We start from the raw sequence: 16,870 nt of genomic DNA, 5'->3' as shown, positions 1-16,870 counted from the left end.
ATTTGGGATTTGTGGGGGGAAATTATGATAACTATAACTAAGGAATTTAGCTGGGATATGTCCCATATGTTAGCTGAGCATGAAGGGCTGTGTAAGAATCTCCATGGTCATACCTATCGGATGGAGGTTACTGTGGCTAAAAAAGAAGGAGCATTGGAGGATGAAGGTTCTAAGGCAGGAATGGTGATTGATTTTAAGGATTTAAAGAAGATAGTTAAAGAGGAGATAGTAGAACCTTTGGACCATTCTTTTATGTATTGGACTCACTCACCTGATGAGATAGAGCATCAGATAGCAAGAATATTACAACAGGATGAGAGAAAGGTCTTTGCAGTGGATTTTAGACCTACTGCAGAGATGATGTCAATTTATTTCTTTCAGAGTCTAGAAGATAGATTTAATGGGATTGATATAAATTTAGTCAGTATTAAGGTCTGGGAGACTCCAACAAGCTATGCTGAGTTTAGAGGAGAGAGATAGTATGAGAATAAGGGAGCTTGAAGAGATAAAGATTCCAATAGTTGAGATCTTTAATAGTATCTCAGGGGAAGGAATTTCTGCTGGTGAAGTAGTTACTTTTCTAAGGGTAGCAGGGTGTAACTTAAGATGTGGTTATTGTGATACTACCTATAGTTATCAAGGTTCTGATGATGAGTATCAATGGCTGACTTTTCAAGAAATTTTAGAAAGATTAAGTCGATATAATTGCAATAAGGTGATCTGTACCGGTGGGGAGCCTTTAGAGACTACTAAAGTTAAACGTTACTTACCCCTATATCTGTTAAAGCAAGGCTATGAGGTTAGGATTGAAAGTAATGGTAGCTGTCCAATTTATAGTCAAGAGGAGCTTAGAGAATTTGCTATTACAGAAGAGATTAATAGATTAGATTATACTTTGGATATCAAAGTACCGAGCTCAAAGATGTCAGATCATAATATTTTTGCAGAGAACTTCATTAACTTGATCTCAGGTGATGAGCTGAAATTTGTAGTGGGTAATGATAAGGATTTAAACTATGCTAAAGAAGTTATAGATGAATATAGAGATATTTTAGCTAAAGGAGATGTGATAATCAACTTTTCTCCAGTATTTGAAACAATTAAAGCTGAAACTATAGTCGAATTTTTAAAGGAGAATAATTCTTACTTTGTAGATAATAATTTGCAGACTCGCTTAAGCTTACAGCTCCATAAGTTTATCTGGGATCCAGAAGCAAAAGGAGTATAACTTTAGTTGAGAGTTGATAATTGATAGTGTATAGTTAAAACTCTTATACAATAAAGAACTCTTGATATTTTTGAACTTAACTACCAACTCTAAACTGCTAAAATAGGAGGTGCTAGCAGATGAAGGATGTACAGAATACTAAAGGTAATTATAAATTTGCAATTAACAAAGTTGGAGTAAATAATTTAATTCATCCTATTAGAATTAAAGCAAAAAGTGGGGAGGCAGTGGCTACAGTAGGGGATTTTTCTCTGGCTGTTAACCTCTCTAAGTCATTAAAAGGGATTAATATGAGTCGGCTACCCCAGCTATTATCAGAATTAAATCGAGATAGATTTACTATAGAGGATTTTAAAGAGGATATATTGAAGGTGTTGGAAGAGATCAAAAGTCGAATGGAGAGTGATAATGCCTACTTTGAGGTTGAGTTTGATTACTTTATAGAGAAGCAGGCTCCAGTCTCAGAGTATAGTGGGATTGCACCTTATAAATGTAGGATAGAAGGTTCTTTAGCAGATGGCGAGTATGACTTGATCTTAACAGTTGAAGTTCCAATCACAACTTTATGTCCATGCTCTAAAGAGATTAGCAATTATTCAGCCCACAATCAACGAGGCTATGTCAAAACAAGTATCAGGTATAATGATTTAATCTACTTGGAGGATATTATAAAGTTAGTAGAAGAGGTAGGAAGCTGTGAAATCTATCCTATCTTAAAGAGAGTTGATGAGAAATATGTAACTGAAAAGGCTTATGAAAATCCACGTTTTGTAGAGGATGTTGTCAGACTGGTAGCAGAAGAATTAAAGATAAATCCTAAGGTTACTTGGTTTAGGGTAAGTAGTAGGCACCAGGAGTCTATCCATCCCCATGATGCTTATGCAATGTTAGAAAGCTGGAAATAAGAAGAAGGTCAAGGTTACTTGATCTTTTTTTTAATGTGTCTCAATTTTCCTATAAAGTCCAATTCTAAATTCACAAATCTATAGATTTTCATCTCCTTCTTAAGATATTAATTACTGTTAATTTATATATATTTTAGTTCTATTAGTGAATAAATTAAAATATATATTTTAAAGATTGTAATTAAAATTAACAAAGGAGGAGATAAAGTGTCTTATTATTATGACTTTCAAAGTGAGTTGACTGTGGTAGAGGCTAAAAGAGTTGCTAAAGCTATCAAAGCGAAGAAAGAAGAAGAGCATTCTCAAAAAAGATATTAGGTCAACAAGACCTTAAATTTATAAATATATAGGGAAGTTAGGGGAAACCTTAGCTTCCTTATTATTTTGTATTGATTTGGATTGTTAAATAATTATCTTAAAATAAATTATAGTTAGAGATAAAGAGGATAGTTTGGTGTAAGTAGCGAAGTTTAGAGAGTAAGGTTATTCTTAAAGAGAATTTAAAAGGCAACTATCCTATTTGTCCTTTATTCAGAAATAATAAATCAACTATTTTCTAAGGAGGAGTCTAATGTATAAAAAGTTTTTAAGCATTGCATTATTGTTAATTTTATTGATAGGGTTAGTGGGTTGTTCAAAGGATAAGGTGACTTCTAAAGATAGTATCGACTATAACTCATCAGGAGTCTATAAAAAGATATTCTCTAAAAATGAGATTAAAGAGGTGGATTTAGGAACCTTGGCAGTAGGTGAATCTGCAATTGTAGCAATCAGTCCTTTAGATTTTGATCCAGAATCAAACAGCACATTTTGGGGAAGCATTGAAGTGGATTTTGACTTTGAGAGCAATAGTAATATAGTCTCAATTCCAGCTGAGAATATTCAGCAGAGTAGCAAAAAAGAGCTTAGTGAGAAGAAAAGTAGACATAATGACAATTTAGAGCAAGAGCAGAAGGATTTTTCAATGCGTCAGATTGAGAATAAGCTGCTTAAAAATTATAGTATCTCAAAATTATCAAATAATCAGTTATCAATCCAGTCACTTTCATATCAGCTAGGAGATGAGAAGGAGTTTAAATTAGCAGATACTTATAATCAACAAAATCCACCTACTGTTACAGCTACTGTTGAGAAGATAAGTGATTATGCCTATATCTTTGTCGATGAAAATGTCTCTATATCTTCAGATAAATTGGATAGCTTTGCCGAAGAGTTTGACAATCAAATCTTTCCTACTGATACTAAATATTTTTCTACTCATGATTATTTTGAAGGTGAATATGATATTGATTCCAATCAGAAGGTCATAATTTTAATGACAGACTTGGGTGGAGAGTCTAGTAACGGGACATTAATGGGTTACTTTGCTCCCTGGGATGTATATAGTTCTAGTGAAATTCCTGCTTCTAATGTAGCAGATATGTTCTATATCAACTCTTGGGCAGTTAATCATTATGAATTAGAAGAATCAATTTCTACTTTAGCCCATGAATTTCAGCATCTATTATTCTTTATAGAGAAGAATTTTTATGCTAAGAGAAGATTAACGGATACTTGGATCAATGAAGGCTTTTCTGGCTTGGCTGAATATCTAAATGGATACTATAGCTATAGTGGTGATGGAAGAATTATAGATGTAGAAGGGGATAGTGGTTATTTTTATTATCCACAAGGGGAGTCTTTATTATATTGGAATGATAGATTAAGTGATTATGGTGCTAGTAATTTATTTGCTTATTATCTCTATGAGAGGTTTAATGAGGGGATGATTAAAGATATAATCTCTAGCTCCAAAGCCCCAATAGAGGTAATATCTGATAATTATGGTGATTTTTCCGATATATTCCTTGATTGGATGATTACCAACTATATAACTGATGATGATAATACTAGTTTTAATCGCTATAATTATCCTTTTGAATTAAAATATACCCCTGCACGTGCTGTATTAAATCAAGATTTTACTTCAGACATTTTCTCAATTAAATCTACTGGAGTAAAGTACTATAGGATTGATGGTAGTGGAGTAGATACAACTTTAACAATAGATTTAGATGAAAGAACAGGGATAGTTATCTATAAGGCTGCTAATAACTAAAGGAGGAAAAGACAATAATGAAGAAGCTATTAATAGTAATAAGTCTACTACTCATGCTATTGAGTACCTTTACCATATATGCTATGAGCTCTTCGAAGATAATGACTGAAGGACTAAAAGAGGGTTACCATAGCCTAGGAGGAACTATCTATGAAGAGGGAACAGGTACAATTAGTTTATTGATCTTTAAAGGTTATGATGGAAATAGATATTTAATTACTGGAGATTTAAAGGATAGGTTAAGGAGTCTAAAGGGATTACCCCTAGTTTTAACCGGAAAGGTAGAGGATGTGAATTTGGAGGGGAAGCTAACTCAAGCCAAACTCAAGGTAAAGCTATATGATGTCGAGTATAGTAATGATTATAAAGAGGTCTCTGTTTTAGGAACTTTAGAGGAGGATAAAGAAGGCTTAGTTTTATTAACTAAAAAGCAGAAGGTGATTAGACTAGATTCTGATACTTATCATTCTTTAGATAAGTATTTAGGTGAAGAGATAGTAATCAATGGCTTTTTAGAAGAGCTGACCAATTATCAGGCTAAGATGGAGGTTAAATCTTATAGGAGTTTAGATTAAAAATAACAAGGGCATCTGATGCCCTTGTTATTTTTATTTAATACTAGAATGATTCTTGATATGCTCTATAAATTTCTGCAATAGATTAGTTAAATTCTTATCCTTATGATAAATTATATTAAAACTTCTTTTAAATTCTATATCTCTTATATCTAGCTTTAGCAAATCACCTGCTACAAGTTCTTCTTGGATAGCAATCTCTGGGAGGATAGAGATACCTAGATTATTTCTAATAGATTTCTTGATTGCTTCGATATTATTTAAGGTATGCCTGATGTTATAAGTAATATTATATGCATTCATAATCTTATCAATTATCTCTCTAGTTCCACTCCCCTCTTCTCTACTGATAAAGTATTGATCTGCCATCTCCTCTCTTTCAATTATCCTCTTTCTAGCTAAAGAGTTCTCCTTAGAGCAGACTAAAAAGAGTTTATCATGGAAAAAGGAGTCAAAGAGAATATCTTTAGCTCCAATTAGCCCCTCTACCAGCCCGATATCAATATCATTATTTAGAATCTTCTCTTCAATTACACTGGTATTATCTATAATAAGATTTAAATTAATCTCTGGATACTTAGTATTAAACTCTTTAATAATTGAAGGTAGTAGATAGGTACCAATAGTCATACTAGCCCCTACCCTTATCTTTCCAATCTTTAAATTAGCTATATCCTCTAGAGTGTTCTCTGCCTCATCCATAATCAAAATTATCCGTTTGCTATATTTTAAAAGTATCTCTCCAGCATGGGTTAAAATTAATTTTTTATTCATCCTCTCAAACAACTTAACCTGTAATTTATCCTCTAAATCTATAATTGTTTGACTAACAGCAGGTTGAGTCATGTATAATTGCCTACCTGCTTCAGACATGCTAGTAGTCTTGCAGACTGTTGCAAAAATTTTAATTTCTCTTAAATTAATCTTGTGATTTAAATTCATCAGTGACCCCCTATAAGTAATTACTTATATAATTAATAATATCATACTATTTTACTAATAGTAAATTGAATATTAAAATATAAGTAAAGATGATGTTATCGCTAATGTTAAAAAGTTACTAATATAAAATTATAAAGGGAGTGTATTCAGGTGAGTGGTATGGACAGTAGTAGATGGGAGTTAATAATTCAAAAGATACCGGGTCTATTCTTGGCAACTGTGATTGCTCTTGTTGGGAGGTATCTGGCAACTTGGATTCCAAATTTAGGTGGGGTTACTATTGCTATTTTATTGGGAATGGTTATAGGTAATTTCTTTGATTTTGATGGTAATTATGGGTTAGGAGTCCGTTTTGCTGAGAAGAAACTTCTTTCTTTAGCTATTATGTTGATGGGGTTGAAGCTGGAATTGTCTGTTTTAGGTGAACTAGGACTCTCTGCAATTATTGTTATTATAATTATGGTATTTAGTACTATAACGATGGGGATTATCTTTGGCAGATTATTAGGTTTATCACCTAGCTTTAGTATTTTGCTAGGAGTAGGAAATGGAATCTGTGGATCATCGGCGATTGCAGCAGTAGCACCGATTGTATCTAAGGAGGAAGAGGAGATTGGTTTATCTATTGGAGTAGTTAACCTCTTAGGGACTATTGGAATTTTTCTGCTTCCTTTATTGGTACATCTACTAAGGTTAGAAGAAGCAAGTAGTGGTCTGATGATTGGAGGGACTTTACAGGCTGTAGGTCAAGTAGTAGCAGCAGGATTTTCTATAAATGATAAGATAGGTAGACTAGCTACTGTAGTCAAGATGGGTAGAATTTTAATGTTAGCGCCAGTAGTTTTATTATTTACCTTCTCTAGTAGTGATAATAATTCTGATTCTAAAGGTAAGTTCTCCTTACCAGGATTTATTGTTGGATTCTTTATATTCAGCCTGTTAGGAAGCCTTGGAATTATTCCTGAAACTATCAGTAATTTTCTAAAATCTTTAAGTAAAGTCTTATTAATTATTGCTATGGCAGCAATAGGCTTAAAGATTAAGTTGTCAAGTCTTCTCAAACAGGGTCCTAAAGCTTTAATAGCAGGTCTATTTATCTTCTTGGGACAATTACTTCTGATTACATTTTTAATTAAATTAATGTTATAAACAAGAAATATATGGCGATAGTTAAAAGTAGGTCTAAAAAATAGATCTACTTTTTTAATATATCTTAATTTTAGATAATATTGACAATATTCTATCAGCAAATGTATAATATAATTAAGAGAGATAATTTTTATAAAAAATTAAATATGTTAATCAAAAATCTGATAATAACTCTATTAAAAATATTAGTATTCTTATCTTATCAATATTCATTCCAACTATTACTTAATAACTTTGGTTATGGTTTTTTAATGATGGCTTACTTCAAAAAAGGGGGACGCAAAGATGTTTGAAAGAAAGGTCAAACTCCGAAATGAGTTTAATCTCCATGCAAGACCAGCATCTATCTTGGTAGAAGAAGCAGAGAAGTATGCTTCTAGAATTAAGATAATTAAGGATAATCAAGAAGCAGATGCTAAGAGTATCTTAGGATTAATTTGTTTAGCTGTTAAAGATGGAGAAGAGTTGCTTATTCAAGCTGAAGGTAATGATGCCAAAGTTGCAGTGGATAGAATTGCTGATTTAATTGAGAATAAGCTAAGGATATTGAGCCATTTACAAGATAAAAAAGCAGTAGCCCAGGAATTAGGAGATGAGATAGCTAGATATACTGTACCTAATCCTGCTGAAGTTGTTTCAATGATTGGTAGGGGCGTTAGAAAGACGATGGAATCAATTGGTATAGATATGGATGAAGATATAATTTAAAACTTTAAGATAAAAAATGAGTTGGGTTATATAACCCAACTCATTTTTTATAGAAATTTATTTGTTCAAGAAGGTTTTAATATATTTATCTAGAATAAAGCATAATAAGAAAGAATGGTAAATTGAATTGGGGTTGTTATATTTTGTATGATATAAAAGTTAATTTATTGAATAAAAAGAGATTTGATCATATAGATATGTGTATAAGTAATGGGGGTGAAGATAAAAAATGATGGGGCAAGAGCAAGCATTATTAGAAGAATTAAATAAAATTATAGAAAACGAAGATATTAGAACTTTATTTCAACCAATTATCAGTCTAAGAGATGGAGAAATTTTAGGATATGAGGCATTAAGTAGAGGCCCCAAAGATAGTCCTTTAGAGAGTGCTCCAAGTCTGTTTACTACTGCTATCAAAGCCGATAGGATGGAAGAGTTAGAAAGGATTTGTAGGGATAAATCGATTGATAGATTTAAACTTTTTGATTTAAACTGTAAGCTATTTATTAATGTTGATCCAACGATGATCTATGATTTTTATAATGGAAATGTAAAAGATATAGAGATTTCTCAAGGTAATATAGTCATAGAGTTGACTGAAAAGACCCATATTCGTGACTTCAATAAGTTTGGAGAAGCACTACAGAGGTGTAAAGCTAAGGGTTACAAGGTGGCTATAGATGATGCAGGTGCAGGATATTCAGGATTACAGTCTATTGTTTCCATTTCGTATAACTATATTAAGTTAGATTTATCTCTAGTCAGAAATGTTCATGAAGATATGGTAAAGTACTCTTTGTTAGAGTCTATGATAAACTTTGCAAGAAAGATTGGTGCGAAGGTTATAGCAGAAGGGATTGAATGTAAGCAAGAGTTAAAGACTTTAATTGAATTGGGAGTTGATTATGGGCAAGGTTATTTAATAGCTAGACCGAATCAAGAGATAGTGGATAGATTAGAGATTGTAGATTATATCTTAGAGAAGAAAAGAGAATTCTATCGAAGCAGAGATTATAGTCAGATTGGACATTTGATTAATGAAGGGGTTACTGTTCAAATTAATGATAAAGTAAGTTCTGTATTTGATATCTTTGAGGAGAAGAGATATCTGCAAAGTATAGTGATTTTATCTAAAAAGAAGCCTGTTGCTTTGCTAACTAGAAATAAGTTCTATTCTAAAATGGATACAAAGTATGCTTATTCTACCTATGTGGATAAAGAGGTAAGTTCAATAATAGAGGATAATGCTTTAATTGTCAATGAAGACGAAACTATCGAACAGGTAGCACAATTAGCAATGAGACGTAATATTGAAGATATTTATGATGAGGTTATAGTAATGCGAGATAATCAATATTTAGGTACAGCTTCTATTAGAAGATTATTGGATAGGTTGGCTCAGCTTCAAGTGGAACAGGCTAGAGGAGTAGATTCTTTAACAGGTCTACCAGGGAATCTATCTATTGAAAAGGAAGTATCTATTCGTTTAGCAAAGCAGGAATTATTCTCTGTCCTATATATAGATTTGGATCATTTCAAACCATATAACAACAAATATGGATATAAAAAAGGGGATGAGGTCTTAGCTTTCACTGCAGATTTATTGAAGAATACTCTAGTGAAGCTTGGTAATCATGATGATTTTATAGGTCATATCGGAGGAGATGACTTTATAATCATCACAACTCCTGATAAAGATGAATTGATTAGTAAAGATATAATTAGAGTTTTTGATAAAAAAATTCCTAAATACTTTAGAGAAGAGGATATAACTAAGGGTTATTTAAGAGTTGAAGATAGAGATGGTAATATGCAAAGGTATCCATTAACATCTATTTCGATATCTATCATAAATAATCATAATAATGATATTATAAATTATCGCCAAATCAGTGATATAGCCCTTGAATTAAAGGAGTCTGCTCAAAAGCAAGAGGGAAGTGCTTTTATTAAATTGAATAAATAAGCTTATCTTTCTTGAGATAACAACTCAAAATTGTTGAAATATTAGTTAAAATAAATTATATGATTATTATAATCAAAAATATCATTAAAGAGATTAATTTTAACTAATTCTTAACATTTCTTTTATACTCTATTAACAATACTATGGAATAATAACACTGAAAAGCATTTATTAGACTAGCTTTGATAACTAAATATTATTTCTATTCCCTTTACTTTATGCTATTAAAGATTTAACATAGCCTGATAATAATTATTGATAGAAAAGTTGATCTTATTAATAACTTCAATATATATGATTTCAGGATATTCTATAATTAATAAGGATGGTTAAGTTTATTAAAACTGACTTATATTATTAATTGGGAGGAAAGAGTATGAATAGTAAAGATAAGATTCTGGTAGAAGGCTTAAAGAAGGTTATTGATAATAAGAGTATAAGAACTCTTTTCCAACCTATAATTGATTTAAAAGATGGTCAAATATTAGGTTATGAAGCTTTGAGCAGGGGACCTGAAGGTAGTGACTTAGAAAGTCCTTACAGACTATTTACATTAGCTAGAGAGCACAATATGCTATTTAGATTAGAGCAGGTCTGTCGAGAGAAGGCTCTGTTAAATAGTGAAACTATAGGTGGTGGCACTAAGTTATTTTTAAATGTTGATCCAGGGGTAATTTATGATAATAGCTTTAAAGGTGGTATAACTAAAGAGATTATAGAGAATATAAATATCTCTCAAGAGGATATAGTAATTGAATTGACTGAAACAACTTGTATTGATGATTATAAAGGTTTTAGCTTGGCTTTAGACCATTATAAGCAGCAAGGCTATCAGATTGCTATAGATGATACAGGAGCTGGCTATTCAGGCTTACAATCAATAGTCTCTATTTCTTATAATTATATTAAGTTAGATCGTTCTTTGGTTCAAAATATAGATAGTGAACCAATTAAACAGGCTTTGTTAGAGAGTTTTATGAGATTTGCTAGAAGGATTAATTCTAAGGTCATTGCTGAAGGAATTGAGACGATGGCTGAATTAGATACTCTTTTAGCTATGGGGGTTGATTATGGTCAAGGATATCTAATCGCTAGACCCCAGCAGCAGGTTGATTATAATTTAGATATTATAGATTATATTTTGAAAAAGAATGAGGAGAAAAGAGAGCTTTTAGAGCCAAATATTATTGGAAAGATTGCTAAAAGAAACATTATTGTAGATAGCTCAGTTGATATCAACGAAGTAATAGATATTTTTAAAGAGGATAAGATGTTAGGGAGTTTAGTGGTTTTAAATAATGAGAAAATAATAGGTCTAATCACTAGAAATCGAGCTTTACACAATAATTTGAATCAAAATAAAGATATAGGCTCTATTATAAAAGAGAATCCATTAAAAGTTGATTACTATACAGCAATTGAAGAGGTAATCGATAAATCGATGAAAAGGGATTTCGTAGATATATATGATTGCATAATCATTACTAAAAATAATAATTATTTTGGTACAGTTTCTATTAAAGAGCTTCTAAAATTCTTTTTAAATCTAAGTTCAAGGGAAAAGTTAAATCTAGATTATTTTAATGGAAACTCTCAAAGGTTAGTGATATAAAGTTTAATAAAAAAGATGGCTACTAAATAAAATAGTAGCCATCTTTTTATATTATTAAGAGGTTGAATAAAACGGAAAAATGATAACTTTTATCAATTGAGGAAAGTGTTAACAATATATTAATGTTTTTTTAAAACAATTGTAATAAGGATATGCAATAATGATAGTTAAATTAAGAAGTTATTTGAACTTCTTAAAATACTAAAATATTGATAAGACAATAAGGAGGAGAAGAAGTTTGAAAAGAGGTTTATTATCAAAAAGTTCATTATTTTTGTTAGTTTTGTCTTTAGTAGTTTTAATGAGTAGTATTGCTTTGGCTGCAAGTGCATATACTGTTAAGCCAGGTGATACTTTAGCCAAGATTGCAATTAAAACAGGAGTAAGTGTAAAGAAACTTGTTGAATTAAATAATATTAATGATGCTACTTTAATTTATCCTGGAGAAATTTTAAAGTTGGATGCTAAGGCTCCTAAATATGTATTTTATTTTATAGGTGATGGTTTAGGAGCAGCTCAACGTCAGTTAGCAGAATATTATTTTAAGTATCAAAGTAAGGATCAGAATGCTAAATTAGTAATGGATAAGTTTCCAGTAGCAGGGATCAATACTACATATTCTTCTGATTCATTGGTAACAGATTCTGCAGCAGCAGGAACAGCTTTGGCAACTGGATATAAGACCAATAATGGAGTAATCTCTGAATTGCCAAATGGTAATAAGATAAAAACTCTTTTAGAGGGAGCTAAAAGTAAAGGGATGGCTACTGGATTGGTTTCTACTACTAGATTGACCCATGCTACTCCAGCAACCTTTGCAACACATATTGATAGTAGAAATAAAGAGAATGAAATTGCTGCTCAATATGTAGAGAGTGGAGTTGAATATTTAGCAGCTGGTGGTTATAGATATTTTGTACCTAAGAATGGAGATTTAAAGTCTAAGAGAAAAGATGATAGAGATTTAGTTAAGGAATTTAAAGGTAAAGGATATAATACCTTTATCTCTGAAGCAGATACTAGTCAATTTAGAAGATTTGTACCACAAGGTAAGGATAAGGTAGTAGCTTTATTTACTTATAGTCATATGCCTTATGAGGTTGATAGAGATGTGAACAAGGTGCCAAGCTTGGCTGAAATGACTGAAAAGGGTATTGATGTATTATCTCAATATGAGAATGGATTCTTTATGATGATTGAGGGTGGAAGAATTGACCATGCAGCCCATGCAAATGACCCTGTTGGGATGGTGCATGATACTTTGGCTTTCGATAGAGCTATTAGTAAAGCTTATAAGTTCTATCAAGCTCATCCAAAAGAGACCTTGATTGTAGTAGCAGGAGACCATGAAACTGGTGGTGTTGGTCTAGGTTTTGCTAAAAACTATTTCTTAAATGTAGATATATTAACAGATGCTAAAGTATCTACTGCAGATGTATTAAACTATGGAGAAGGTAAGTATGATGGTGATAGAGCTAAATTCTTTGATTATATTGCTAAAAATTTAGGATTAAGAGATTTAACTGCTAAAGAAAAGGCTGAAATTGAAAAGAATATGGATATGGTGGATAAAGGGCACAAAGGTTCTGCTGGAGAGTATGGTGGCTATGATCCAGTAGCAATTGCTACTACCCATGTTCTATCAGAGAGAGCTAATTTACAATGGACTACTTATGCCCATTCCGCAACTTCAATTCCTCTATCTGCTATAGGTGTTGGAGCAGATAGTTTTGGAGGATATAAAGATAATACTGAAATTGCTAAAGAAATGTCAGAAGTAATGGCAGTTCAACTAGGTAAATAATCAGTGTCTTATCCAACCTTAATTTTATATAAAAAAAGAGCAAATCACTATAATCAGTAATTTAGAAAATAAAATGCCATAATTTATTATTAAAATAAATAGTCGGGGTTAACCCCGACTATTTATAATTAGATTAAACTTAGTCTTAGAGCTGTATTAAGGTTATACAGATTAAAACTCTTAAAATATCAATATTCTTATAAGGACTTTGGAATACTTATAATTTTATAAATTTATCTGAGGTGATTTAGATGAAGAGGCTTCAAATAATAGTAATATTAGTCATGCTTCTATTAATGACAGGACTATTTTTTCTTAATATAAATTCTAAAGATAGAGAGGGAAATGTAGAGGTTAAAGCTATTGTTCTAGATACTGATAATAGTGATATGATTCAAGCAGGTATCTCCAAGATTGGTTTTCAAATTTTGCAGGTTAGAATTATTGAAGGTAAATATCAAGGAGAAGAGATATCAGCTTCAAATAATCTACTTGGTAAGCTAGATATAGATAATTATTATAAAGAGGGAGATAAGATAGTAGTTGCTCTTTTGGAGAAGAATAATCAAATTATCAGTGCCAAAGCTATAGATATCTATCGACAGAATTGGGAATTAGTACTTTTTATTTTATTTGTAGTATTATTAGTCTGGTATGCTGGATATACAGGAGTTAAGGCATTATTCTCCTTTATAGCAAGTCTATATTTGATTTGGAGTTTCTTAATTCCAGGATTATTAGAGGGTAAAAATCCTTTGTTATTATCCTCACTAATTCTACTATTATTATCAGCTCTTATTATCTTTGCAGTAGCTGGCTTTAATAAGAAGGGATTAGCTGCTTTTGTGGGAACAATCTCAGGTTTAGCTATAACTATAGCAATTACAGTCTTTTTCGGTAATCGCTTAGGATTGATGGGAATGACCTCACCCTTTGCAGAAACTTTGTTGTTTAGTGGTCATCTAGATTTGGACATGAAGGATATCTTCTATGCTGCTATAGTAATTGGAGCTTCAGGAGCTGCGATGGATATTGCAATGGATATCGCAGCTTCTATGGAAGAGATCAAGCTAAAGAAACCTGATATCAAGCGAAAAGAGCTGATTCAATCTGGGTTTAATGTGGGAAGGGCAGTAATTGGTACTATGACAACAACTTTACTCTTGGCTTATTCTGGGGGTTATCTTACTTTATTAATGTTATTTATGACTAAGGAGTCAACTCTTAGTAGGATGTTAAATTTTAAAATGGTATCTGCAGAAATTTTACGTACATTAACAGGAAGTATCGGTCTGGTATTGGTAGCACCTATTACAGCCTTTTTTGCTGGATGGATATATTCAGTTGATATTAGAGATATATTTAATAAAACAAGAGAAGGTGAATCAGTGAATTTAAAATGAGATCTTCTAGAGATAATGCGACACTTTGCAACTAAGTATAAGGCTAAGATTAAGTTTGAGTAAATCATAAAAACACTGCTTAAACTATCCTTAGACTTATACTTAATCTTATACTTAAACTCAAAAAGTGTCGCAATATACCCATATAGCCCTATCTTTGAATTCTGGAGTCACAGGATTATAAAAAGATACCGATTAAAGTTTTGTTAACAAGTTATTAATCTATTTATAACTAAATCTTAACATTTGTCTGTTATGATATTCTTATCTAACAGCTAGAAGTTTTATTGTTGAAGCCCACTATAATATAGGTCGAAGGTAATTTGCCAAAAAGGTTATTAATATAGGAGGGAATCGATTTTGAATAATGTATCTAACAGAGATCCTATATTGGAGAGTCTAAAGGAGATAATCAGGACAAAGAATATAAGAATACTTTTTCAACCTATTATTAGCTTAAAGGATGGGGTATTATTAGGGTATGAGGCGTTAACTGAAGGACCAGAGGGTAATATTTTAGAAAATTCTACAAAATTATTCTCTGTGGCTAGAAAATATGGACTAGTCTCTGATGTGGAAAATATCTGTCGGAAGAATACACTATTAAAGACTGAAGGCATTAAAGAGAAGCAAAAGCTATTTATCAATATAGATCCCGATACTCTCTTTAATCAAGGTTTTTTAAGAAAATTTAAAGATAATTTCGATGATTTAGTGCTTTTTTCAAAAAAGAATATTGTTATAGAATTGACAGAAAAGTTAGCTGTAAAGGATCAAGAGTTATTTAAGACATTATTAGATTTCTATACAGGTCAGGGCTGTAAAATTGCTATAGATAATCTAGGAGCAGAGCTTAATGCAAGGACAATTTCATCAGCCTGTTATGGTTATATTAAGGTAGATCAGTGTTTAATTCATGGTATTGATAATGATCAGCTTAAGTTATCATTATTAGAGGGAATAGTGAAATTTGCTCAAAAGATAGACCTTAAGGTGATTGCTGAGGGAATTGAAAGTGAAGAAGAGTTGAAAATCCTAATTGATATAGGAATAGATTATGGACAAGGTCACTTTATTGCAGAACCTGCTGAGAATTTAGTAAGTGATTTAGATATTAGTCAATACATTAATAATAATAGTGTAAAAAATAATTCTTTAGTTGGAGTTGTTATTGGAGAATTAGTAAAGAGACAAGTGTCAGTAAGTTTAGATACTAAGACCAATAAAGTGGTTGAGATGTTTGAGGGAAATGATGATTTACAGGAAATAGTCGTTTTAGAGGATGAGATGCCAGTAGGCCTATTAATGAAGAATAAAATCTTTTCTAGGCTGGGAACTCGTTATGGATACTCTGTATTTATTGATAGATCAGTTAATTTAATTATGGATAAGAACCCATTGATAATAGATGCTAACACAGCAATTGAGAAGGTGTCTGCTGAGGCTATGATTAGAGATGTTGACAATGTGTATGATTGTATAATAGTTACTAAAGATGATAAATATTTAGGTGTAGTATCTATTAAAAATTTACTAGATAAATTCTCGAAATTAAAGATTGAGCATGCCAAAAATTTGAATCCTTTAACCAACTTGCCTGGTAATATGATGATTGAAAGAGAGGTTACAGAAAGGATTTCAAATGATAAGGTCTTTTCAGTTCTTTATATAGACCTAGATAACTTTAAAGCCTATAATGATTATTATGGCTACAAAAAAGGTGATGAAGTTATCGGTTATACAGCTGAACTACTAAAAGAAGTTGTGATGCATGTAGGCAATAAAGGTGACTTTGTAGGTCATATCGGTGGAGATGATTTTGTAATAGTCACTGATCCTCAAAAGGATGAGTTGATCAGTCAGAGTATAATTGATATATTTGATTTAGAAATTAAGAAGTTCTTTAATAAAAAGGATATAGAACAGGGATATATTATGAGCAAGGATAGACAAGGGAATATCTGCAAAACACCTTTGGTAAGTATCTCGATAGCTATTGTTAGTAATAAAGACAGGGAGATATGTAGCCATCTGAAGGTAAGTGATATTGCTGCAGAAGTTAAAAAGCGGGTTAAGAAGATGGATGGTAGTAACTATCAGCGGGATTTACGTAGAAGCTAAGAGAATATTGATTATAATTTTTGAGATAGCGTTAAGCTATCTTTTTGTTTTTGCTTATTTATGATGTAATAATTATCTCTAAAGTGTAATAAAATATTTGATAAGAAATTTAATTATAGAATCCAATCAGCTGATTAATAAAGAATTGACACAGTTGATAATATATGTTACTATTGTAGAAAAAGAATATAATTCTTATCTAGAGTGGTGGAGGGACTGGCCCGATGAAACCCAGCAACCCCCTTTTTAAAAGGAAGGTGCTAATTCCAGCAATATCCATGTGATGTTGAGAGATAAGAGGAGTAAAGTCAATTCTCTTCTTATAAGAAGAGAATTTTTTATTTTAAGACCTAAAAGGA

At 31.6% G+C, this 16,870-nt stretch carries 13 protein-coding genes and 1 riboswitch; of the genes, 12 read left to right on the top strand and 1 reads right to left on the bottom strand.

What is annotated here, in order from left to right; all coding sequences use genetic code 11:
• The first annotated feature begins 24 nt into the window (after nt 1-24).
• From BX659_RS06135 to BX659_RS06115, 5 genes are all read left to right on the top strand, one after another.
• Nucleotides 25-480 (top strand): 6-pyruvoyl trahydropterin synthase family protein, encoded by a 456-nt coding sequence (locus BX659_RS06135; protein WP_097017744.1) that lies wholly within the window; start codon nt 25-27, stop codon nt 478-480.
• A 1-nt stretch (nt 481) separates the two neighbouring features.
• Complete coding sequence (locus BX659_RS06130) at nt 482-1,228, top strand: radical SAM protein (protein ID WP_097017745.1); 747 nt, start codon at nt 482-484, stop codon at nt 1,226-1,228.
• A 119-nt stretch (nt 1,229-1,347) separates the two neighbouring features.
• Nucleotides 1,348-2,133 carry a GTP cyclohydrolase FolE2 gene (gene folE2 / locus BX659_RS06125; protein ID WP_106231733.1) on the top strand — a complete coding sequence of 262 codons (786 nt, stop codon included), beginning with the start codon at nt 1,348-1,350 and terminating at the stop codon, nt 2,131-2,133.
• A 571-nt stretch (nt 2,134-2,704) separates the two neighbouring features.
• Entirely contained in the window at nt 2,705-4,231 is a 1,527-nt protein-coding gene (locus tag BX659_RS06120; protein WP_097017748.1) for a hypothetical protein, read from the top strand.
• A gap of 17 nt (nt 4,232-4,248) precedes the next feature.
• The gene (locus BX659_RS06115) at nt 4,249-4,806 is read left to right on the top strand and encodes a hypothetical protein (RefSeq protein WP_097017749.1); all 558 of its coding nucleotides are present in this window, start codon (nt 4,249-4,251) and stop codon (nt 4,804-4,806) included.
• Between the two features lie 33 nt (nt 4,807-4,839).
• On the opposite strand, the gene BX659_RS06110 is transcribed toward BX659_RS06115, so the two are convergent.
• A complete protein-coding gene (locus tag BX659_RS06110) occupies nt 4,840-5,748 on the bottom strand; it encodes a LysR family transcriptional regulator (protein ID WP_097017750.1) in 909 nt (302 codons plus the stop codon).
• A gap of 159 nt (nt 5,749-5,907) precedes the next feature.
• On the opposite strand from BX659_RS06110, the gene BX659_RS06105 reads away from it, so the two are divergent.
• The 7 genes from BX659_RS06105 (at nt 5,908) to BX659_RS06075 (ending at nt 16,511) form a co-directional block, all read left to right on the top strand.
• Nucleotides 5,908-6,897: a YeiH family protein gene (locus BX659_RS06105; protein WP_097017797.1), complete on the top strand. Its 990-nt coding sequence runs from the start codon at nt 5,908-5,910 to the stop codon at nt 6,895-6,897.
• A gap of 285 nt (nt 6,898-7,182) precedes the next feature.
• Nucleotides 7,183-7,605 carry an HPr family phosphocarrier protein gene (locus BX659_RS06100; RefSeq protein ID WP_097017751.1) on the top strand — a complete coding sequence of 141 codons (423 nt, stop codon included), beginning with the start codon at nt 7,183-7,185 and terminating at the stop codon, nt 7,603-7,605.
• A gap of 232 nt (nt 7,606-7,837) precedes the next feature.
• On the top strand, nt 7,838-9,571 hold the full coding sequence (locus BX659_RS06095; protein ID WP_181186420.1) for a GGDEF domain-containing protein: 1,734 nt from the start codon (nt 7,838-7,840) through the stop codon (nt 9,569-9,571).
• A gap of 376 nt (nt 9,572-9,947) precedes the next feature.
• Nucleotides 9,948-11,183 carry an EAL domain-containing protein gene (locus BX659_RS06090; protein WP_097017753.1) on the top strand — a complete coding sequence of 412 codons (1,236 nt, stop codon included), beginning with the start codon at nt 9,948-9,950 and terminating at the stop codon, nt 11,181-11,183.
• A gap of 238 nt (nt 11,184-11,421) precedes the next feature.
• Nucleotides 11,422-12,987: an alkaline phosphatase gene (locus BX659_RS06085; protein ID WP_097017754.1), complete on the top strand. Its 1,566-nt coding sequence runs from the start codon at nt 11,422-11,424 to the stop codon at nt 12,985-12,987.
• A 251-nt stretch (nt 12,988-13,238) separates the two neighbouring features.
• Nucleotides 13,239-14,390 carry a YibE/F family protein gene (locus BX659_RS06080; RefSeq protein ID WP_097017755.1) on the top strand — a complete coding sequence of 384 codons (1,152 nt, stop codon included), beginning with the start codon at nt 13,239-13,241 and terminating at the stop codon, nt 14,388-14,390.
• Between the two features lie 360 nt (nt 14,391-14,750).
• Nucleotides 14,751-16,511: an EAL domain-containing protein gene (locus tag BX659_RS06075; protein ID WP_258176114.1), complete on the top strand. Its 1,761-nt coding sequence runs from the start codon at nt 14,751-14,753 to the stop codon at nt 16,509-16,511.
• Nucleotides 16,512-16,703: 192 nt separating this feature from the next.
• Nucleotides 16,704-16,811, top strand: a riboswitch (SAM riboswitch).
• Nucleotides 16,812-16,870 lie beyond the last annotated feature (59 nt).

The sequence above is a fragment of the Orenia metallireducens genome (assembly GCF_003001995.1).
Classification (GTDB): Bacteria; Bacillota; Halanaerobiia; order Halobacteroidales; family Halobacteroidaceae; genus Orenia; species Orenia metallireducens_B.
The sequence above is the reverse complement of the archived record's forward strand: the minus strand, read 5'-3'. Positions and strand labels throughout refer to the sequence as shown.